The following is a 19,036-nucleotide window of genomic DNA, read 5'->3' as shown; positions in this document are numbered from 1 at the left end:
ACAGGACGCCAGCACGCGCCCGCTGGTGCGGCCCCGGGACGGGCCGGGGATGATGGGGACGTGGACGACCAGCACCAGCGCCTGCTCGCGGGCCCGGGCTTCCCCGGCGACACCGGTGGGGCCGAGCCGGCGCTCGCCGCCGCGCTGGCGGCGTACGACGCCGCCCCGCGCGACCCCGACACCTACCTGGCCTGCCTCGACGCGCTGCGCACCGCGCGGTTGCTGGTGCCGGTGGTGGCGCTGCTGGGCGAGGTCGAGATCGACGAGCACGGCCTGGCCCACGACAAGACCAGCGACATGGCCGCGGTGCTGCTCACCGGCGCCGACGGCCGCACCGCCCTGCTCTCCTTCACCGGCACCGAGGCGATGACCGCCTGGGACCCGCAGGCACGCCCGGTGCCGGTCACCGCGCCGTACGCCGCCCAGGCCGCGGTGCAGGAGGGTGCAGCGGCGCTGCTCGTCGACGTGGCCGGCCCCGCGCGGCTGGTGGTGCAGGGCGGCGACCTCGAGGCGCTCGGGGCCGGGTGGCGCCCGGTGCGGCTCGGCACAGGCATCGGCTGGCTGCGACCCGGCGAGGGCTGAGCCCGACGGGGTTTGGGCTCACAGCGCGGTCTCGGCTAGAGTCTGATCTCGACCGACCGGTTCGTCATGCGCTCGCGAGGGTGCACGTCGCGCCGGTCCTCAAGCGGAGGCCAGGCACGATCGTCTCCCACCCGCATCGACCGCCAGCACCACAGGTCGTCGGGTCCGGTCCCGGGAGCGCACCCGTGCACTCCCGTAGATGTGGAACCCCGCGTAGGGGGGACGTGTCGCGACTGGCTTCCGCTGCTTGCAAGCGGAAGCCTTTGTTCATTTCCGGCCCTCTTCCACGGCCGGGACGGCACAAGGACCTCCGAGGACATCCCCACCAGGAGGACACATCAGCACCGAGCTTCGAATCAACGACCGGATCCGCGTCCAGGAGGTCCGCCTCGTTGGCCCCAGCGGCGAGACCGTCGGCATCGTTCCCACCGCCGACGCGCTGCGCCTTGCCCAGGAGGCTGACCTCGACCTCGTCGAGATCGCCCCGATGGCCCGCCCCCCGGTCTGCAAGCTCATGGACTACGGGAAGTTCAAGTACGAGAACGCCCAGAAGGCCCGCGAGGCGCGGCGCAACCAGACGAACGTGATCATCAAGGAGATGAAGCTTCGTCCCAAGATCGACTCGCACGACTACGAGACCAAGAAGGGTCACGTGGTCCGGTTCCTCAACGCCGGCGACAAGGTCAAGATCACGATCATGTTCCGCGGCCGCGAGCAGCACCGCCCCGAGCTGGGCTTCCGGCTGCTGCAGAAGCTGGCCGAGGACGTCACCGAGCTCGGCTTCGTGGAGTCCTCGCCCAAGCAGGACGGCCGCAACATGACCATGGTCCTGGGCCCGCACAAGAAGAAGGCCGAGGCCAAGGTCGAGCACAAGGCCGCCAAGGAGGCCAAGGCCGCCGAGCGCGCCGCCGAGGAGGCCGAGGAGCGCGCCGAGCGCACCGAGCGCAACGCCGGTCGCCAGGCAGCCCCCAAGAAGGAGCGCGGTCGCTCCGAGAACCTCGATCCCGAGATCGAGGCCTGAGCGCCGCCCGGGACCCGTCCGGGTCCCGCCCCGAACTGCCGCAGCACGCAACGAGAGAGAGACACAGATGCCCAAGAACAAGAGCCACTCCGGCGCCGGCAAGCGCTTCCGCGTGACCGGCTCCGGCAAGATCCTTCGCGAGAAGGCCGGCAAGCGCCACAACCTCGAGAAGAAGCCCTCGAAGGTCACGCGCCGCATGACCGGCACCGTCGAGGTGGCCAAGGCCGACACCGCGCGCGCCAAGAAGATGCTCGGCATCTGAGCCTCGCCCACCCGTCAACCACCGGGCCGGCGACACGGCCCTGACGTCGACCACACCGGTCGGCAGAGCACCAAGGAGACACCATGGCACGCGTCAAGCGCGCAGTGAACGCCCAGAAGAAGCGTCGTACCACCCTCGAGCGGGCCAGCGGCTACCGCGGCCAGCGCTCGCGCCTGTACCGCAAGGCCAAGGAGCAGGTCACCCACTCCCTGGTCTACAACTACAACGACCGGCGCAAGAACAAGGGCAACTTCCGCAAGCTGTGGATCCAGCGGATCAACGCTGCGGCCCGTGCCCAGGGCATGACCTACAACCGCTTCATCCAGGGCCTCAACCTGGCCGGCGTCGAGGTCGACCGCAAGATCCTGGCCGACCTGGCCGTCAACGACATCGCGGCGTTCAACGTCCTCGTCGAGACCGCCAAGAACGCCCTGCCCGAGGACGTCAACGCGCCCAAGGCGGAGGCCTCGGCCTGACCACCTCCTGGGGCCCCTCGGGCCCCTCGGCTCCCCTCGTCGCGGGCAACGCCCGCGTCAAGGACGCACGCAGGCTCAGCCGCCGCTCGGTCCGTTCCGAGCGGCGGCTGTTCCTCGCTGACGGCCCCAAGGCCGTCGAGGGCGCCCTCGAGGTGCCCGGGCTGCTGGTCGAGGTCTTCGCGACCCCGGCGGCCACCGAGCGGTACGCCGACCTGGCCCGCGCCGCGCAGGAGTCCGGCGCCGCCTGGACCCCGGTCGAGGAACGGGCGCTGGCCTCGCTCAGCGACGCCGTCAGCCCCGCCGGGCTGGTCGGGGTGTGCCGCTTCCTCGACACCGACCTCGCGTCGGTGCTCGCCACGGGTCCGCGCCTGGTCGCGGTCTGCGCCGACGTGCGCGACCCCGGCAACGCCGGCACCGTGATCCGCTGCGCCGACGCCGCCGGCGCCGACGCGGTCGTGCTGGCCGGCAGCTCGGTCGACGCCTACAACCCCAAGACGGTGCGGGCCTCGGTCGGCTCGCTGTTCCACCTGCCCGTCGTCGTCGCCCCCGACGCCGCGGCCGCGGTGCGCCAGCTGCAGGGCGCCGGCTTGGCCGTCCTGGCCGCCGACGGCGCCGGCGAGCGCGACCTCTACGGCACCGCCCCGCTGGAGGGGCCCGTGGCCTGGCTCTTCGGCAACGAGGCCTGGGGCCTGCCCGACGAGCTGGCGGCGCTGGCCGACCACCGCGTCTCGATCCCGATCCACGGTCGCGCCGAGAGCCTCAACCTCTCCACCGCCGCGGCGCTGTGCCTCTACGAGACCGCCCGCACCCAGCGTCGTACCTGACCGGACGCACTGTCCGCGGGGGCAGGGCTCTCCTAGGGTGGGGCCATGTCACCTGACCCGGCCCGGGCCGTGCTCGACGACCTGCCCGACGGCGTGGTCCTCGCCGGCGGCGACGGGCTGGTGCGCCTGGTCTCGGCGCCGGCCGCGCGGATGCTCGGCATCGACGCCGACGAGGCCCCCGGGCGCCCGCTGCCCGACGTCCTGCGGCTCCAGGACCGCGAGGGCGCGTCGTGGTGCGCCTGCAACACGCCGTACGAGGGCCTGGCGACCCGCACCGCCGTCCCCGAGCAGCCGTGGCTGCTGCCCGACGGCAGCGAGGTGCTCGTCGCCGCCCGCATCCACCGCACCTCGCTGCGCGACCCGGTCGACCGGGTCGCGGTCACCCTGCGCTCGGGCCGCGGCCGGGCCCGCCTCGACCGCGAGCGCTCCGACCTGGTCGCCACCGTGGCCCACGAGCTGCGCTCCCCGCTGACCGGTGTGAAGGGGTTCGTGCAGGCGCTGCTGAACCGGTGGGACAAGCTCAACGACGACCAGAAGAAGCTGATGCTGACCACCGTCAGCTCCGACTCCGACCGGTTGAGCCGGCTCATCGCCGAGCTCCTCGACGTCGCCCGCATCGACACCGGCCGCCTCCAGCTCTACCCCCGGCCCACCGACGTCGCCACGATCGTGGGCCGGGTGGTGACCTCGGTGCAGGCCGCGACCTCGCGCCCGGTGGTCCTCGAGGAGCCCGGCGACCTGCCCGACGTGCTCGCCGACCCCGACAAGCTGTCCCAGGTGGTGACCAACCTGGTCGAGAACGCCGTGCGCCACGGCGACGGCACCGTGCGGGTGCACCTCGAGGCCGTGGCGCCCGGCGGCGCCGAGGCGGGGGCCGCGGTGCGGGTCACCGTCGACGACGAGGGCGAGGGCATCCCCGAGGAGCTGCGGCGGCGCGTGTTCACCAAGTTCTGGAAGAGCGGCGCGCGCGGCGGCTCCGGCCTGGGCATGTACATCGTGGGTGGGCTGACCCGCGCCCACGGTGGCTCGGTGACGATCAGCGACGCACCCGGCGGGGGAGCGCGGGTGCAGGTGACCTGGCCGGTCGGTCCCGAGGCCTGAGTCGGGCGCGGTCGTCCGTAGACTGCGCCCGAGCTACCAGCGAGAGGCAGTGATGTCGGGCCCGAACACCGATTACGACCCCGTCGAGGTCACCCCGCTCCAGGCGGAGGAGGTCGAGGCGTCGCGCGACGCCGCGATCGCCGCGATCGAGCAGGCGAGCGACCTCGAGTCGCTCAAGCAGGTGCGCCTCGAGCACGCCGGCGACCGCTCGCCCCTGGCGCTGGCGAACCGCGAGATCGGCGCCCTGCCCCCGCAGGCCCGCAAGGAGGCCGGGCAGCGCATCGGCCAGGCCCGCGGCGCGGTCAACAAGGCGCTCGCCGCGCGGCAGGTGGTGCTCGAGGCCGAGCACGAGGAGCGGATGCTCGTCGAGGAGACCGTCGACGTCACGCTGCCCACCGACCGGCGCCGCGTCGGCGGCCGGCACCCGCTGACCCTGCAGTCCGAGCTGATCGCCGACCTGTTCGTGGCCATGGGCTGGGAGGTCGCCGAGGGCCCCGTCGTCGAGGCGGAGTGGCTCAACTTCGACGCCCTCAACCTGGGCCCCGACCACCCGGCGCGCACCATGCAGGACACCTTCTGGACCGAGCCGGCCGACCACCACGTCGTGCTGCGCACCCAGACCTCGCCGGTGCAGGCGCGCACCATGCTGACCCGCACGCCCCCGATCTACGTGGTCTGCCCGGGCCGGGTCTTCCGCACCGACGAGTACGACGCCACGCACAGCCCGATGTTCCACCAGGTCGAGGGCCTCGTGGTCGACGAGGGCATCACCATGGCCCACCTCAAGGGCACCCTCGACCACTTCGCCGGGCAGCTCTTCGGCGACGGCATCGACACCCGCTTCCGCCCGTCGTACTTCCCGTTCACCGAGCCGTCGGCCGAGGTCGACGTGCGCTGCTTCGTGTGCCGCGGCGTCGACGCGGACTCCTGCCGCACCTGCCGCGGTGAGGGCTGGATCGAGTGGGGCGGCTGCGGCGTGGTCAACCCGCGCGTCCTGACCGCCTGCGGCGTCGACCCCGAGGTCTACAGCGGCTTCGCGTTCGGCATGGGCATCGACCGCTCGTTCATGTTCCGCCACGGCCTGGAGGACCTGCGACCGCTCTTCGAGGGCGACGTCCGCTTCAGCGCCGCGTTCGGAACCGAGATCTGAGGAATCATGAAGGCACCCGTCTCCTGGATCCGTGAGCACGTCGACCTGCCCGCCGAGGTGGGCACCGAGGAGCTCACCGACCGACTGACCATGCTCGGGCTCAAGCTCGAGGCGATCGAGCGCCCCGGTGAGGAGATCACCGGCCCCCTGGTGGTGGGCCGCGTGCTCACCATGGAGCCCGAGCCGCAGAAGAACGGCAAGACCATCAACTGGTGCACCGTCGACGTGGGCGAGGCCAACGGCACCGGCGAGCCCCAGGGCATCGTGTGCGGCGCCCACAACTTCGCGCCCGGCGACCTCGTCGTCACCGTGCTGCCCGGCGGCGTGCTGCCCGGCGGGTTCGCGATCAGCGCCCGCAAGACCTACGGCCACGTCTCGGCCGGGATGATCTGCTCGGCCGCCGAGCTGGGCCTCGGCACCGACCACGACGGCATCATCGTGCTCCCGCCCGACGCCGGGGAGCCGGGCCAGGACGTGCGCCCGCTGCTCGGCTTCGACGAGGAGATCATCGAGTTCGAGATCAACCCCGACCGGGCCTACGCCCTGTCGCTGCGCGGCATCGCCCGCGAGGCCGCGCTCGGCTTCGACGCGCCGTTCCGCGACCCGGTCGAGCGCGACCTGCCCCCGGCCGACGACGCCGGCCACCCCGTCGAGGTCGACGACCCCGAGGGCTGCCCCGTCTTCGTCGCGCGCACCGTCAGCGGCTTCGACCCGACCGCCGAGACCCCCGCCTTCATCGCCGACCGGCTGCGGATGGCCGGCATGCGCCCGATCTCGCTGGCCGTCGACATCACCAACTACGTGATGCTCGAGACCGGTCGACCGATCCACGGCTACGACCTCGACAAGGTGCAGGGCACCGTGCGGGTGCGCCGGGCCCGCGAGGGCGAGCGGCTCACCACCCTCGACGGCACCCGGCGCGACCTGACCCCCGAGGACCTCGTCGTCACCGACGACTCCGGGGTCATCGGCCTGGGCGGCGTGATGGGCGGCGAGGCCACCGAGATGTCCGCGAGCACCACCCGCGTCCTGGTCGAGGCCGCCCACTGGGAGCCGGTCGCGATGTTCCGCACCGGCAAGCGCCACAAGATCTCCTCCGAGGCCGGCAAGCGCAACGAGCGCGGCGCCGACCCGACCACCTGCGAGCCGGCGGCCGACCGCGTGGTCGAGCTGCTGACGACGTACGGCGGGGCGACGGCGGAGCCCGGCGTCACCGTCGTCGGCGCCCCTCGCCCCCGCGAGGCGGTGCGCCTCGACGCGGGGCTGGCCCGCCGGGTCAGCGGCATGCCGATCGACGACGAGACCGCGGTCGCACACCTGCGTGCCGTGGGCTGCGACGTCGTCGAGGACGGCGACGTCCTCGCCGTCACCCCGCCGCCGTGGCGCCCCGACCTGACCGACGCCCAGGACTTCTCCGAGGAGGTCGTGCGGGTCGTCGGCTACGACAAGGTGCCCTCGGTGCTCCCGACGCCCCCGTCGGGGCGCGGCCTGACCCGTGAGCAGCGCCTGCGCCGACGCGTCGGTCGCACCATGGCCGGCCAGGGCTTCGTCGAGGTGCTCACCTTCCCCTTCATCGGGGTCGAGGAGCTCGACCTGCTCGGCCTCGACGCCGACGACGACCGGCGCAGCCTGCTGCGGCTGAGCAACCCGCTCAGCGCCGAGGCGCCGTACATGACCAGCACGCTGCTGCCCGGTCTGCTGCGCGCCGCCGCCAAGAACGTCGGGCACGGCGCCACCTCGTTCGCGCTGTTCGAGAGCGCCCCGGTCACCGCGCCCCGCGGCAGCGGCCCGGCCCCGATCCTGCCCGTCGACCGGCGCCCGACCGACGCCGAGCTCGAGGAGCTCGAGAAGGCGCTGCCGGCCCAACCGACCCACCTCGGCCTGGTGGCCGTCGGCGAGGCCGACTCCTCCGGCTGGTGGGGCACCGGTCGCCACGTCGACTGGTCGGACGCCGTCGAGGCCGTCCGTGGCGTGGGCGACGCGCTGGGCCTGCCGCTGCAGACCCGCTCGACCGCGCTGGCGCCCTGGCACCCCGGCCGCTGCGCCGAGCTGGTCGTCGACGGCGTCGTCGTCGGGCACGCCGGCGAGCTGCACCCGCGGGTCTGCGCCGCCTTCGGGCTGCCGCCGCGCTCGGTGGCCGCCGAGGTCGACCTCGACCTGCTGCTCGAGCGCGCGGTCGACCTGCGCCCGGCCCCGGTCTTCTCGACCTACCCGGTGGCCAAGGAGGACGTCGCCCTGGTCGTCGACGCCGCGGTCCCGGCCGGTGACGTCGAGGCGGCGCTGCGCGAGGGGGCCGGCGAGCTGCTCGAGTCGGTGCGCCTCTTCGACGTCTACACCGGCGACCAGGTCGGCGAGGGTCGCAAGTCGCTGGCCTTCGCGCTGCGGCTGCGCGCCCACGACCGCACCCTCGTCGAGGGCGAGGCCGCGGCCGCCCGCGACGCCGCCGTCGCGCTGGCCGCCGAGCGCACCGGGGCCACCCAGCGCTGACCCACCCGCGCTGACCCGGCCCATATCTCGCGCTGACCCGTCCCACATCTCACGTCGACCCGGCTGAGATCGACCGCCGTCGAACTCGGCCGGGTCACTGTGAGATTCGGGCCGGGTCAGCGCGAAGTTTGGGCCGGGTCGGCGCGAGGTATGGGCCTGGTCAGGTGAGGGGCTGGTCCACGACCGCGGCGAAGCGGGCGTGCACGTCGGGGTCGCCTGTGACGTCGGGGCCGGCGGCCGGGTCGTCGCGGTCGGTACGCCGCCACAGCCAGGTGAGCAGGCGGGCGGCGGGCCCGGCGACCACCGCGTCCGGGGCCCGGCCGGGGTCGGCGACCACGCCGATGTCGGTCTCGTCGTACGACGTGGCGGTGCGCGGGTCGGTGCCGGTGAAGCGGCCCAGCTCGACCCAGACCCGGTCGCCGGTGTCGGTGCAGTCGACCCGCACGTGCTGGCCCGCGCCGTCGAAGCGGCCCCAGGGCGGGGTGCCGCCGAACATCACGTCGAGCGCCTCGAGCACCCCGTCCGCAGCCAGCGCCGGGTCGATGGGGCTCGCCCGCCCGGCGGTCTGCTCGGCGTCGATGCGGTGCACCAGCGCCTCGAGCGCCTGGCGGCGGTAGGTGAAGCCGACCGTCTGCTCGCTCGACCAGGTCCAGGCCGGGTCGGCGGGGTCCGCGCTCCGCAGCTGCGCGAGCAGGGCGGCGCTGTGCTGGTCGAACGCCGCGAGCAGCGTGTCGTACGACGCCGGGCGCTCGGGCCCGGGCGCGTCCTCGGCGGGTGCCGAGGGCCGGGTCCGCACCACCTCGGCCCAGAACCACTGCACCTCGGCGAGGTGCCACAGCAGGTCGGCGGCCGACCAGTCCGGGCAGCCGGGCACCCGCGCGTCCGCAGGGGTGGTGGCGAGCACCTCGCGGAAGCGCGTTGACTCGTGCTGCAGGTGGGCCAGGTAGTCCGAGCAGTCCAGGGGTGCGAGTGCCATGCCCGCGAACCTAGGCCGCACCGCCGCCGGGGGCCAAGGGTTTCCCGGCGCACCCGACCCCCACTTGCACATGAACATGCAGGTCTGCGTATAGTCATGCATATGGCGAGAGTGCGAGTGGCCGTGGCCGGAGCGAGCGGGTACGCCGGGGGTGAAGTCCTGCGGCTGCTGCTGGCCCACCCCGAGGTCGAGATCGGTGCGCTGACCGGCGCGTCCAACGCCGGGCAGCCCCTGGGCGCCCTGCAGCCGCACCTGGTGCCGCTGGCCGACCGGGTGCTCGAGCCCACCACGATCGAGGTCCTCAGCGGCCACGACGTCGTCTTCCTCGCCCTGCCCCACGGCCAGTCCGGCGAGGTCGCCGCCCAGCTCGGCGACGACACCGTCGTCATCGACTGCGGCGCCGACTTCCGCCTGCGCGACGCGGAGGAGTGGGAGAAGTTCTACGGCGGCGAGCACGCCGGCACCTGGCCCTACGGCATGCCCGAGCTGCCCGGCCAGCGCGACGTGCTGCGCGGCGCGCGCCGGATCGCCGTCCCCGGGTGCTACCCGACCGTCTCGACGCTCAGCCTGGCGCCGGCCGTGGCCGCCGGGCTCGTCGAGCCGCGGGTCTCGGTGGTCGCCGCCAGCGGCACCAGCGGCGCCGGCAAGGCCGCCAAGGCGCACCTGCTGGGCTCCGAGATCATGGGCAACGCCAGCGCGTACGGCGTCGGCGGCACCCACCGCCACACCCCCGAGATCACCCAGAACCTCTCCGCGCTGGTCGAGGGCACCGTGGCGGTCAGCTTCACCCCGCTGCTGGTCCCGATGCCGCGCGGCATCCTGGCCACCTGCTCGGCCGACCTCGTCGGCGACGTGAGCGCCGAGCAGGCCTACGAGGTGTACGCCGAGGCCTACGCCGACGAGCCGTTCGTGCACCTGCTGCCCGCCGGGCAGTGGCCCCAGACCAAGTCGGTGACCGGCTCCAACGCCGTGCACCTGCAGGTGACCGTCGACGAGACCGCCGGGCGCCTGGTCGCCGTCGGCGCCGTCGACAACCTCGCCAAGGGCACCGGCGGCGCCGCCGTCCAGTGCATGAACCTCGCGCTCGGCCTCGACGAGGGCACGGGCCTGACCACGATCGGACTGGCACCCTGATGAGCATCACCACCCCCCAGGGCTTCACCGCCGCGGGCGTCCCCGCCGGCCTGAAGTCGACCGGCGCCAGGGACGTCGCGCTGGTCGTCAACCACGGCCCGCGCTTCGACTCCGCGTCGGTCTTCACCGCCAACCGCTGCAAGGCCAACCCCATCCTCTGGAGCCAGGAGGTCGTCAAGGACGGCACCGTCAAGGCGGTCGTCCTCAACTCCGGCGGCGCCAACTGCTACACCGGCCCCGAGGGCTTCCAGACCACGCACGCCGTGGCGGAGCGGGTCGCCGAGCACGTCGGCATCGGCGCCGGCGACGTGGTCGTCTGCTCGACCGGTCTGATCGGGCTCACCAACGACCGCGAGCAGGTGCTCGCCGGCGTCGACGCGGCGTACGGCGCCCTGTCGCCCGAGGGCGGCAACGACGCGGCCGAGGCGATCATGACCACCGACTCGGTCAGCAAGCAGGTCGTCGTCGAGGGAGCCGGCTGGAGCATCGGCGGGATGGCCAAGGGCGCCGGCATGCTCGCGCCCCAGCTGGCCACGATGCTGGTGGTGATCACCACCGACGCCGTCGTGCCCGCGGACGAGCTCGACACCGCGCTGCGCGCGGCGACCCGGGTCTCCTTCGACCGGCTCGACTCCGACGGCTGCATGTCGACCAACGACACGGTGACCGTGCTGGCCAGCGGCGCCAGCGGCATCACGCCCAGCACCGACGACTTCGCCGCGGCGCTGACCCAGGTCTGCACCGACCTGGCCATGCAGCTGCTCAAGGACGCCGAGGGCGCCGACCACGAGATCGCGATCACCACGCTCAACGCCGCCACCGAGGACGAGGCCGTGGAGGTGGGCCGCAGCGTGGCCCGCTCCAACCTCTTCAAGGCCGCGATCTTCGGCAACGACCCCAACTGGGGGCGCGTGCTGGCCAGCATCGGCACCACCGGCGCCACCTTCGACCCCGCCGACCTCGACGTCGCCATGAACGGCGTCTGGGTCTGCCGGCAGTCCACCCCCCACGCCGACCCCGAGAGCGTCGACCTGACGCCGCGCGAGGTCAGCGTGACGATCGACCTGAAGTCCGGGTCCGAGCGGGCGACCGTCTGGACCAACGACCTGACCCACGCCTACGTCCACGAGAACAGCGCCTACTCCTCATGAGCACTCCTGCGAACGACCCCGACCAGATGATCCGTAGCGAGGTCCCGCCCGCCGACCCCGACAAGGCGGAGATCCTCTCCGACGCCCTGCCGTGGCTCAAGCGCTACCACGGCAAGGTCGTGGTGGTGAAGTACGGCGGCAACGCGATGACCGACGACACGCTCAAGCAGGCCTTCGCCGAGGACATCGCGTTCCTGCGCTTCGCCGGCTTCCGGCCCGTCGTCGTGCACGGCGGCGGCCCGCAGATCTCGGCGATGCTCGACAAGCTCGACATCAAGTCCGAGTTCCGCGGCGGGCTGCGGGTCACCACGCCCGAGGCGATGGACGTCGTGCGGATGGTGCTCGTCGGCAAGGTCCAGCGCGAGCTGGTCGGGCTGATCAACGAGCACGGCCCGCTGGCCGTCGGCCTGTCCGGCGAGGACGCCGGACTCTTCACCGCCGAGCCCGCCAACACCATCGTCGACGGCGAGGAGGTCGACCTCGGCCTGGTCGGCGAGGTCGCCAAGGTGCGCCCCGAGGCGGTGCGCGACCTGATCGAGGCCGGCCGCATCCCGGTGGTCTCCAGCGTCGCCCCTGACGTCGACGGCCTGGTGCACAACGTCAACGCCGACACCGCCGCCGCGGCGCTCGCGGTCGCCCTGGGCGCCGAGAAGCTCCTGGTCCTGACCGACGTCGAGGGGCTGTTCCGCGACTGGCCCGACAGCGACGACGTGATCTACGAGATCAGCCCCGAGGCGCTCGCCGACATGATGCCGAGCCTGGCCAGCGGGATGGTGCCCAAGATGGAGGCCTGCCGCAAGGCGGTCGCCGAGGGCGTCCCGCGCGCCACCGTCGTCGACGGCCGCGAGAAGCACGCCGTGCTGCTGGAGCTCTTCACCAACGAGGGCGTGGGCACCCAGGTGCTGCCCGGCGTGGAGACGAAGGTGCGCAAGGCGCGGTCGAAGGCGGTGCGCAAGTGAGCACCTCCTCCAACCAGGGCCTGGGGGAGCGCTACTCCCAGGCGCTGATGAACACCTTCGGGCCGCCCAAGCTGGCGCTGGTGCGCGGCGAGGGCGCCCACGTCTGGGACGCCGACGGCAAGGAGTACGTCGACCTGCTCGGCGGGATCGCCGTCAACACGCTCGGCCACGCCCACCCGGCGCTGGTCGCGGCGGTCACCGAGCAGATGTCGACGCTGGGCCACATCTCCAACTTCTTCACCTCCGGCCCGCAGGTCGAGCTCGCCGAGACGCTGCTGCGCCTCGTCGGCGCCGGCCCGGGCAAGGTCTTCCTGGCCAACTCCGGCGCCGAGGCCAACGAGGCGGCCTTCAAGCTGACCCGGCGCACCGGTCGCACCCACGTCGTCGTCGCCGAGGGCGGCTTCCACGGGCGCACCATGGGCGCGCTCGCGCTGACCTCGAAGGCCGCCTACCGCGAGCCGTTCGAGCCGCTGCCCGGCCACGTCACCTTCGTGCCGTACGGCGACGCCGACGCGCTGCGCGAGGCCGTCACCGATGCCACTGCGGCCATCCTCCTCGAGCCCATCCAGGGCGAGGCGGGCGTCGTCCCGGCCCCGGAGGGCTACCTGCAGGCGGCCCGGGCGCTGGCCGACGAGTCCGGCGCGCTGCTGTGGCTCGACGAGGTGCAGACCGGCATGGGCCGCACCGGCGAGTGGTTCGCCCACGCCGGCCAGGTCGTCCCCGACGTGCTGACCCTGGCCAAGGGCCTGGGCGGCGGCTACCCGATCGGGGCCGTGGTCGGTCTCGGCCGGGCCGCCGACCTGCTCGAGCCCGGCAACCACGGCACCACCTTCGGCGGCAGCCCGGTGGCCTGCGCCGCCGCGCTCGCCGTCATCCGCACCGTGGAGTCCGAGGGGCTCCTCGAGCACGCCCGCCGCGCCGGCGAGCGCCTGCGCGAGGGGCTGGCGGCCGACCCGCGGGTCACCGAGGTGCGCGGCCACGGACTGCTGATCGGCCTCGACCTGGTCAGCGACACGGCGGCCGCGGTCGTCGACGCGGCCCAGGCGGCCGGCTACATCGTCAACATGCCGACGCCGAACCGGATCCGCCTGGCCCCGCCGCTGGTGCTCACCGACGCCGACGTCGAGGGGTTCCTGGCCGCCTGGCCGGCGATCCTCGACAAGGCCGGCACCTGATGGCGCGCCACTTCCTGCGCGACGACGACCTCACCCCCGACGAGCAGGCGCGGGTCCTGGACCTCGCGGCGGCGATGAAGCGGGCGCCGTACGACGCCAAGCCGCTCGCGGGCCCGCAGTCGGTCGCGATGATCTTCGACAAGCCGACGCTGCGCACCCAGACCTCCTTCGGCGCCGGCATCGCCGAGCTCGGCGGCAACCCGATGCTGGTCGAGGGCAAGCTGGCCGGCATCGGGATCCGCGAGTCGGTGGAGGACGTCGCCCGGGTGCTGGGCCGCCAGGTCTCGGTCGTGGTCTGGCGCACCTTCCACCAGTCCGACCTCGAGCTGATGGCCGCGCACGCCGGCGTGCCGGTGGTCAACGCGCTGACCGACGACTTCCACCCCTGCCAGCTGATCGCCGACCTGCTCACCGTGCGTGAGCAGCGCGGTCGTCTCGCCGGCCTGAGCGTCGCCTTCGTCGGCGACGCCGCCTGCAACATGGGCAACTCCTGGCTGCTGGCAGGCGCCACCGCCGGCATGCACGTGCGGGTCAGCGCCCCCGAGGGCTTCATGCCGCGCACCGAGATGCTGGAGCGGGCCGCCGAGATCGGGTCCGTCACCGGCGGCTCGGCCACCGCCGAGCCCGACCCCGTCAAGGCGGTCAGCGGGGCCGACGTCGTGGTCACCGACACCTGGATCTCGATGGGCAAGGAGAGCGAGGAGCAGGCGCGCGAGGCGGTCTTCGCCGACTGGTCGCTGACCACCGAGCTGCTCGCCCACGCCGCCCCCGACGCCGTCGTGCTGCACTGCCTGCCGGCCTACCGGGGCAAGGAGATCGCCGCCGAGGTGCTCGAGGGCCCGCAGAGCGCGGTCTGGGACGAGGCCGAGAACCGCCGGCACGCGCAGAAGGCGGTGCTGGCCTTCCTGCTCGCCGACGGTGGGCAGCCCGCGGTCGGAGGTGTCACGTGACCGAGTTCGCGATGCGCCCCACCACCAAGAACGCGCGCCACCAGCGCATCGTCGAGCTGGTGAGCACCCACGAGGTGCACTCCCAGGGCGAGCTGGCGCTGCTGCTCGCCGAGAGCGGCGTGCGGGTCACCCAGGCCACGCTCTCGCGCGACCTCGTCGAGCTCGAGGCCGTCAAGGTCCGCGCCGCCTCCGGTGCCCTGGTCTACGCGGTGCCCGCCGAGGGCGGCGACCGCCGACCGGTCGCCCCGACCGACTCCTCGGCCGGGCGTGCGCGCCTGGCCCGGCTGTGCGCCGAGCTGCTCGTCAGCGCCGACGCCACGGCCAACCTCGTGGTCCTGCGCACGCCCCCGGGGGCCGCGCAGTTCCTCGGCTCGGCCTTCGACAAGGCCGAGTTCCCCGACGTCCTGGGCACCATCGCCGGCGACGACACCGTCCTGGTCATCGGTCGCGAGCCGACCGGGGGAGACGCCCTCGCGCGCCGCTTCCTCGAGATGGCCGACCACCCGACGTACGACCCGACCTTCACCACCCCCCAGATCGAGGAGCACCCATGAGCAAGGTCCTGACCACGCTGCCCAAGGGGGAGCGCGTGGGCATCGCGTTCTCCGGAGGTCTCGACACCTCCGTCGCCGTCGCGTGGATGCGCGACAAGGGCGCGGTCCCGTGCACCTACACCGCCGACATCGGCCAGTACGACGAGCCCGACATCTCCGGCGTCCCCGGCCGGGCCAAGGAGTACGGCGCCGAGATCGCCCGCGCCGTCGACTGCCGCACCCAGCTGGTCGAGGAGGGCTTCGCCGCGATCGCCTGCGGCGCCTTCCACATCCGCTCGGGCGGGCGCACCTACTTCAACACCACGCCGCTGGGCCGCGCGGTCACCGGCACGATGCTGGTGCGCGCCATGCACGAGGACGGCGTCGACATCTGGGGCGACGGCTCGACCTTCAAGGGCAACGACATCGAGCGGTTCTACCGCTACGGGCTGCTGGCCAACCCCGACCTGCGCATCTACAAGCCCTGGCTCGACGCCGACTTCGTCCACGAGCTCGGCGGGCGCGACGAGATGAGCCAGTGGCTCACCGAGCACGGCCTGCCCTACCGCGACTCCAAGGAGAAGGCCTACTCCACGGACGCCAACATCTGGGGCGCCACCCACGAGGCCAAGACCCTCGAGCACCTCGACACCTCGCTGGAGGTGGTCGAGCCGATCATGGGCGTGAAGTTCTGGGACCCCGAGGTGGAGATCCCCACCGAGGACGTCACCATCAGCTACGAGGCCGGCCGCCCGGTCGCGATCAACGGGGTGCGCTTCGACGATCCGGTCGCGCTGGTGCACGAGGCGAACGCCATCGGCGGTCGCCACGGCCTGGGCATGTCCGACCAGATCGAGAACCGCATCATCGAGGCGAAGTCGCGCGGCATCTACGAGGCGCCGGGCATGGCGCTGCTGTGGATCGCCTACGAGCGGCTGCTCAACGCGATCCACAACGAGGACACGATCGCCTCCTTCCACAACGACGGCCGCCGCCTGGGCCGGCTGATGTACGAGGGCCGCTGGCTCGACCCGCAGGCGCTGATGATCCGCGAGGCGATGCAGCGCTGGGTGGCCTCGCTGGTCACCGGTGAGGTGGTGCTGCGGCTGCGCCGGGGCGAGGACTACACGATCGTCTCCACCGACGGCCCGTCGTTCTCCTACCACCCCGACAAGCTGTCGATGGAGCGCACCGAGAACGCCGCGTTCGGCCCGCTCGACCGGATCGGGCAGCTCACGATGCGCAACCTCGACATCGCCGACAGCCGCGCCAAGCTCGAGCTGTACGCCGACCAGCCGCTCGACCAGGGCCAGGTGCTGGTCGAGAACGGCACGCTCTACGGCGAGATCGAGCCCGGCGGCTACGACCGGATCACCCAGAACCCGCGCTCGGCCGACGAGATCGACGACGAGGCGCTCGACGCCGCCGCGATGGAGTCCGGCACCGACTGATGGGTGCCTGCTGATGGACCCCGTGCTCCGCGCGACCGCCCGGGTGCTCCCGGTCAGCCCGGTGGGCGAGTGCCTGCTGCTGCTCGACCAGGACCCCGGGCGGCCGGGGGAGCTGCGCTGGGGCACCATCGGCGGCGCGCTCGACCCGGGGGAGGACCACGTCGCCGCCGCCCTGCGCGAGCTGCGCGAGGAGACCGGCCTGGTGGTCCCCGCGCAGGCGCTGGTGGGTCCCTTCCACCGCGACCGGCGCCACTTCACCTACGACGGCCGGGCGTTCATCGGCGACTCGACCTTCTTCGCGCTGCACCTGGAGCGCGAGGTCTCGATCACCTTCGAGCACCTCGAGCCGGGGGAGGTCGGCAACGTCATGGAGGCCCGGTGGTGGACGCCGCAGGGCGTCGCCACCGACGGGCGGCTCGTGGCCCCCGACCTGCCTGAGATCATGAGCGCCGCGATCGACGCGGCGAGAGGAGCAGCACCAGCATGACGAAGCAGGATGCGACCAACACCGGCAAGCTCTGGGGTGGCCGCTTCGCCGGGGGCCCCTCGCCGGAGCTCGAGGCGCTCTCGCGCTCGACGCACTTCGACTGGCGGCTCACGCCCTACGACCTGGCCGGGTCGCGGGCCCACGCCAACGCGCTGCACCGCGCCGGGCTGCTCACCGACGCCGACCACGCCGAGCTGCTGCGCGGCCTCGGGGTGCTGGGGGAGCGGTACGCCGCCGGCGACCTGCGACCCGACCCCTCCGACGAGGACGTCCACGGTGCGCTCGAGCGGCTGCTGCTCGAGGAGGTCGGCCCCGACGTGGGCGGTCGGCTGCGGGCCGGGCGCTCGCGCAACGACCAGATCGCGACCCTCTTCAAGGTCTTCCTGCGCGACCACGCCCGGGTCGTGGCCGGCCAGGTCCTCGACCTGGTCGACGCGCTGGCCCAGCAGGCCCGCACGCACCTGGGCGACGGCGGCACGGAGCCGACGATCATGCCCGGGCGCACGCACCTGCAGCACGCCCAGCCGGTGCTGCTGTCCCACCACCTGATGGCGCACGCCTGGCCGCTGCTGCGCGACGTCGACCGGCTGGCCGACTGGGACGCGCGCGTGGCCGGCGACTCGCCGTACGGCTCGGGTGCGCTGGCGGGGCAGAGCCTGGGCCTCGACCCGACCCTCGTGGCCGCCGAGCTCGGGTTCACCGGCTCCAGCGCCAACTCCATCGACGGCACGTCGGCGCGTGACTTCGTGGCCGAGCTGGCCTTCGTCACCGCCCAGGTCGGCATCGACGTGAGCCGGCTGGCCGAGGAGGTCATCCTGTGGGCCACCAAGGAGTTCGGCTTCGTGACGCTGCACGACTCCTGGTCGACCGGGTCGAGCATCATGCCGCAGAAGAAGAACCCCGACATCGCCGAGCTGGCACGCGGCAAGGCGGGGCGCCTGGTCGGCAACCTGACCGGCCTGATGGCCACACTCAAGGCGCTGCCGCTGGCCTACAACCGCGACCTGCAGGAGGACAAGGAGCCGGTCTTCGACTCCGTCGACACCCTCGAGGTGCTGCTGCCGGCCTTCACCGGCATGGTCGCCACGCTCGAGTTCGACGCCGAGCGCACCGGTGAGCTGGCCCCCCAGGGGTTCTCCCTGGCCACCGACGTCGCCGAGTGGCTGGTGCGCCAGAACGTGCCGTTCCGCATCGCCCACGAGGTCGCCGGTGCGTGCGTACGCCGCTGCGAGGAGCTCGGCATCGAGCTGCACGAGCTCACCGACGAGCAGTTCGAGGAGATCTCGCCGGCCCTGACGCCGCAGGTGCGCGAGGTGCTCACCGCGCCCGGCTCGGTGGCCTCGCGCGACGGTCGGGGCGGCACCGCCCCGGTGCGGGTGCGCGAGCAGCTCGACGAGCTGGTGGCCCGGGCGGGCGTCCTGCGTGGCCGCCTCGCCTGAGCAGCCCGGGCCGGCAGGGCTGCTGCCGCTCCTGGCCGGTGCCCCGGAGGAGGTCGCACCGCGGCTCCTCGGTGCCGTCCTCCGCCACGGCGAGGTCGCGCTGCGGCTGACCGAGGTCGAGGCGTACGCCGGTGAGGACGACCCCGGCTCGCACGCCTACCGCGGCCCGACCCCGCGCACCGAGGTGATGTTCGGCCCGGCTGGGCGGCTCTACACCTACTTCAGCTACGGCATGCACGTGTGCGCCAACGTGGTGGTGGGCCACGAGGGCCGGGCAGCGGCCGTGCTGCTGCGCGCCGGCGAGGTGGTCGAGGGCCACGACGTCGCCCGGGCCCGGCGCCCCCGCTCCAGCGAGCGCGACCTGACCAGGGGACCGGCCCGCCTGTGCCAGGCCCTGGCGATCACGCTCGAGCACGGGGGCAGCGACCTGGTGGCCGGGCCGGTCACCCTGGAGCCGGGGCCGGCGCCCGAGCACTGGGAGAGCGGACCGCGCGTAGGTCTCCGCGGCGCACCCGAGCGCCCCTGGCGGTTCTGGCTGCCGGGGGAGCCGAGCGTGTCGACCTACCGGCCGGCGGCAGCGCGACCGGCTCCGTCGACGGGGCCCGGAGGCCGCCGCTAGGGGGTTGCGACCACCCGATTTTGGCGTCCGTCCACCCGTGTGTAATGTTCCTTCTCGCCGGAGCACGCAGCTCCACTCGCGGCCCAGAGGGTCGAAACCGAGTGGCTGAGGCATGTCCCGGCAAAGAAACACCGAGAAGGACGAAGACCAGCTCCCCGGAGTTGACTCGGACAGGCCGGATCGGTAAGTTTCTGCAGGTTGCCCCGCCGCTGGTGCCGAGAGGTGCTGGGACGGTGTGCGTCTGATTCTTGAGAACTCA

Annotated in this window: 19 protein-coding genes; 18 read left to right on the top strand and 1 reads right to left on the bottom strand. The window is 73.3% G+C overall.

Annotated elements, in window-relative coordinates:
* The first annotated feature begins 60 nt into the window (after positions 1 to 60).
* The 8 genes from OCU29_RS17185 (at position 61) to pheT (ending at position 7,903) form a co-directional block, all read left to right on the top strand.
* On the top strand, positions 61 to 582 hold the full coding sequence (locus OCU29_RS17185) for an SseB family protein (protein ID WP_179616423.1): 522 nt from the start codon (positions 61 to 63) through the stop codon (positions 580 to 582).
* A gap of 247 nt (positions 583 to 829) precedes the next feature.
* On the top strand, positions 830 to 1,603 hold the full coding sequence (gene infC, locus OCU29_RS17180; protein ID WP_179616424.1) for a translation initiation factor IF-3: 774 nt from the start codon (positions 830 to 832) through the stop codon (positions 1,601 to 1,603).
* Between the two features lie 67 nt (positions 1,604 to 1,670).
* The gene (gene rpmI, locus OCU29_RS17175) at positions 1,671 to 1,865 is read left to right on the top strand and encodes a 50S ribosomal protein L35 (RefSeq protein ID WP_179616425.1); all 195 of its coding nucleotides are present in this window, start codon (positions 1,671 to 1,673) and stop codon (positions 1,863 to 1,865) included.
* Between the two features lie 83 nt (positions 1,866 to 1,948).
* A complete protein-coding gene (rplT, locus tag OCU29_RS17170; RefSeq protein ID WP_179616426.1) occupies positions 1,949 to 2,341 on the top strand; it encodes a 50S ribosomal protein L20 in 393 nt (130 codons plus the stop codon).
* Positions 2,342 to 2,493: 152 nt separating this feature from the next.
* A complete protein-coding gene (locus OCU29_RS17165) occupies positions 2,494 to 3,165 on the top strand; it encodes an RNA methyltransferase (RefSeq protein ID WP_261820887.1) in 672 nt (223 codons plus the stop codon).
* Positions 3,166 to 3,210: 45 nt separating this feature from the next.
* Positions 3,211 to 4,266 carry a PAS domain-containing sensor histidine kinase gene (locus tag OCU29_RS17160; protein ID WP_261820886.1) on the top strand — a complete coding sequence of 352 codons (1,056 nt, stop codon included), beginning with the start codon at positions 3,211 to 3,213 and terminating at the stop codon, positions 4,264 to 4,266.
* A gap of 52 nt (positions 4,267 to 4,318) precedes the next feature.
* Positions 4,319 to 5,416 (top strand): phenylalanine--tRNA ligase subunit alpha, encoded by a 1,098-nt coding sequence (pheS, locus tag OCU29_RS17155; RefSeq protein ID WP_261820885.1) that lies wholly within the window; start codon positions 4,319 to 4,321, stop codon positions 5,414 to 5,416.
* 6 nt (positions 5,417 to 5,422) lie between these two features.
* Entirely contained in the window at positions 5,423 to 7,903 is a 2,481-nt protein-coding gene (gene pheT / locus OCU29_RS17150; protein ID WP_261820884.1) for a phenylalanine--tRNA ligase subunit beta, read from the top strand.
* Positions 7,904 to 8,063: 160 nt separating this feature from the next.
* Here the strand turns inward: pheT and OCU29_RS17145 are convergent, their stop codons facing one another.
* On the bottom strand, positions 8,064 to 8,879 hold the full coding sequence (locus tag OCU29_RS17145) for a maleylpyruvate isomerase family mycothiol-dependent enzyme (RefSeq protein WP_261820883.1): 816 nt from the start codon (positions 8,877 to 8,879) through the stop codon (positions 8,064 to 8,066).
* Positions 8,880 to 8,975: 96 nt separating this feature from the next.
* Here OCU29_RS17145 and argC point away from each other — a divergent pair, with 96 nt between their 5' ends.
* Genes argC through OCU29_RS17095 form a run of 10 tightly spaced genes read left to right on the top strand, consistent with a single transcriptional unit; the run spans position 8,976 to position 18,777 of the window.
* Positions 8,976 to 10,013: an N-acetyl-gamma-glutamyl-phosphate reductase gene (gene argC, locus OCU29_RS17140; RefSeq protein WP_261820882.1), complete on the top strand. Its 1,038-nt coding sequence runs from the start codon at positions 8,976 to 8,978 to the stop codon at positions 10,011 to 10,013.
* A complete protein-coding gene (gene argJ / locus OCU29_RS17135) occupies positions 10,013 to 11,164 on the top strand; it encodes a bifunctional glutamate N-acetyltransferase/amino-acid acetyltransferase ArgJ (RefSeq protein ID WP_261820881.1) in 1,152 nt (383 codons plus the stop codon). Before argC ends, argJ begins: the two co-directional genes overlap by 1 nt.
* Positions 11,165 to 11,190: 26 nt before the next feature.
* Entirely contained in the window at positions 11,191 to 12,123 is a 933-nt protein-coding gene (argB, locus tag OCU29_RS17130) for an acetylglutamate kinase (RefSeq protein WP_179617484.1), read from the top strand.
* Entirely contained in the window at positions 12,120 to 13,298 is a 1,179-nt protein-coding gene (locus OCU29_RS17125) for an acetylornithine transaminase (protein ID WP_261820880.1), read from the top strand. Before argB ends, OCU29_RS17125 begins: the two co-directional genes overlap by 4 nt.
* The gene (argF, locus tag OCU29_RS17120) at positions 13,298 to 14,248 is read left to right on the top strand and encodes an ornithine carbamoyltransferase (protein WP_179616433.1); all 951 of its coding nucleotides are present in this window, start codon (positions 13,298 to 13,300) and stop codon (positions 14,246 to 14,248) included. Before OCU29_RS17125 ends, argF begins: the two co-directional genes overlap by 1 nt.
* An 11-nt stretch (positions 14,249 to 14,259) precedes the next feature.
* Positions 14,260 to 14,802, top strand: a complete 543-nt coding sequence (locus tag OCU29_RS17115; protein WP_179617485.1) for an arginine repressor — start codon at positions 14,260 to 14,262, stop codon at positions 14,800 to 14,802.
* Positions 14,799 to 16,232, top strand: a complete 1,434-nt coding sequence (argG, locus tag OCU29_RS17110) for an argininosuccinate synthase (RefSeq protein WP_179616434.1) — start codon at positions 14,799 to 14,801, stop codon at positions 16,230 to 16,232. Before OCU29_RS17115 ends, argG begins: the two co-directional genes overlap by 4 nt.
* A 13-nt stretch (positions 16,233 to 16,245) precedes the next feature.
* Positions 16,246 to 16,719, top strand: coding sequence for an NUDIX hydrolase (locus OCU29_RS17105; RefSeq protein WP_261820879.1), 474 nt, complete (start codon positions 16,246 to 16,248; stop codon positions 16,717 to 16,719).
* A complete protein-coding gene (gene argH / locus OCU29_RS17100; RefSeq protein ID WP_261820878.1) occupies positions 16,716 to 18,158 on the top strand; it encodes an argininosuccinate lyase in 1,443 nt (480 codons plus the stop codon). The genes OCU29_RS17105 and argH overlap by 4 nt, the downstream gene beginning before the upstream one ends.
* Positions 18,142 to 18,777, top strand: a complete 636-nt coding sequence (locus OCU29_RS17095) for a DNA-3-methyladenine glycosylase (RefSeq protein WP_261820877.1) — start codon at positions 18,142 to 18,144, stop codon at positions 18,775 to 18,777. The genes argH and OCU29_RS17095 overlap by 17 nt, the downstream gene beginning before the upstream one ends.
* Positions 18,778 to 19,036 lie beyond the last annotated feature (259 nt).

It is taken from the genome of Nocardioides sp. OK12 (genome assembly GCF_024341885.1).
In the GTDB taxonomy this organism is placed as follows: Bacteria; Actinomycetota; Actinomycetes; order Propionibacteriales; family Nocardioidaceae; genus Nocardioides; species Nocardioides marinisabuli.
This window is presented reverse-complemented; position numbering and strand designations above follow the sequence as displayed.

Excerpts from the sequence above, each read along its gene's own strand:
- rpmI (WP_179616425.1), top strand. The coding sequence starts at position 1,671 with ATGCCCAAGAACAAGAGCCACTCCGGCGCCGGCAAGCGCTTCCGCGTG.
- rplT (WP_179616426.1), top strand. The coding sequence starts at position 1,949 with ATGGCACGCGTCAAGCGCGCAGTGAACGCCCAGAAGAAGCGTCGTACC.
- OCU29_RS17160 (WP_261820886.1), top strand. The coding sequence starts at position 3,211 with ATGTCACCTGACCCGGCCCGGGCCGTGCTCGACGACCTGCCCGACGGC.
- pheS (WP_261820885.1), top strand. The coding sequence starts at position 4,319 with ATGTCGGGCCCGAACACCGATTACGACCCCGTCGAGGTCACCCCGCTC.
- pheT (WP_261820884.1), top strand. The coding sequence starts at position 5,423 with ATGAAGGCACCCGTCTCCTGGATCCGTGAGCACGTCGACCTGCCCGCC.
- OCU29_RS17145 (WP_261820883.1), bottom strand. The coding sequence starts at position 8,879 with ATGGCACTCGCACCCCTGGACTGCTCGGACTACCTGGCCCACCTGCAG.
- argC (WP_261820882.1), top strand. The coding sequence starts at position 8,976 with ATGCATATGGCGAGAGTGCGAGTGGCCGTGGCCGGAGCGAGCGGGTAC.
- argJ (WP_261820881.1), top strand. The coding sequence starts at position 10,013 with ATGAGCATCACCACCCCCCAGGGCTTCACCGCCGCGGGCGTCCCCGCC.
- argB (WP_179617484.1), top strand. The coding sequence starts at position 11,191 with ATGATCCGTAGCGAGGTCCCGCCCGCCGACCCCGACAAGGCGGAGATC.
- argF (WP_179616433.1), top strand. The coding sequence starts at position 13,298 with ATGGCGCGCCACTTCCTGCGCGACGACGACCTCACCCCCGACGAGCAG.
- OCU29_RS17115 (WP_179617485.1), top strand. The coding sequence starts at position 14,260 with ATGCGCCCCACCACCAAGAACGCGCGCCACCAGCGCATCGTCGAGCTG.
- argG (WP_179616434.1), top strand. The coding sequence starts at position 14,799 with ATGAGCAAGGTCCTGACCACGCTGCCCAAGGGGGAGCGCGTGGGCATC.
- OCU29_RS17105 (WP_261820879.1), top strand. The coding sequence starts at position 16,246 with ATGGACCCCGTGCTCCGCGCGACCGCCCGGGTGCTCCCGGTCAGCCCG.
- argH (WP_261820878.1), top strand. The coding sequence starts at position 16,716 with ATGACGAAGCAGGATGCGACCAACACCGGCAAGCTCTGGGGTGGCCGC.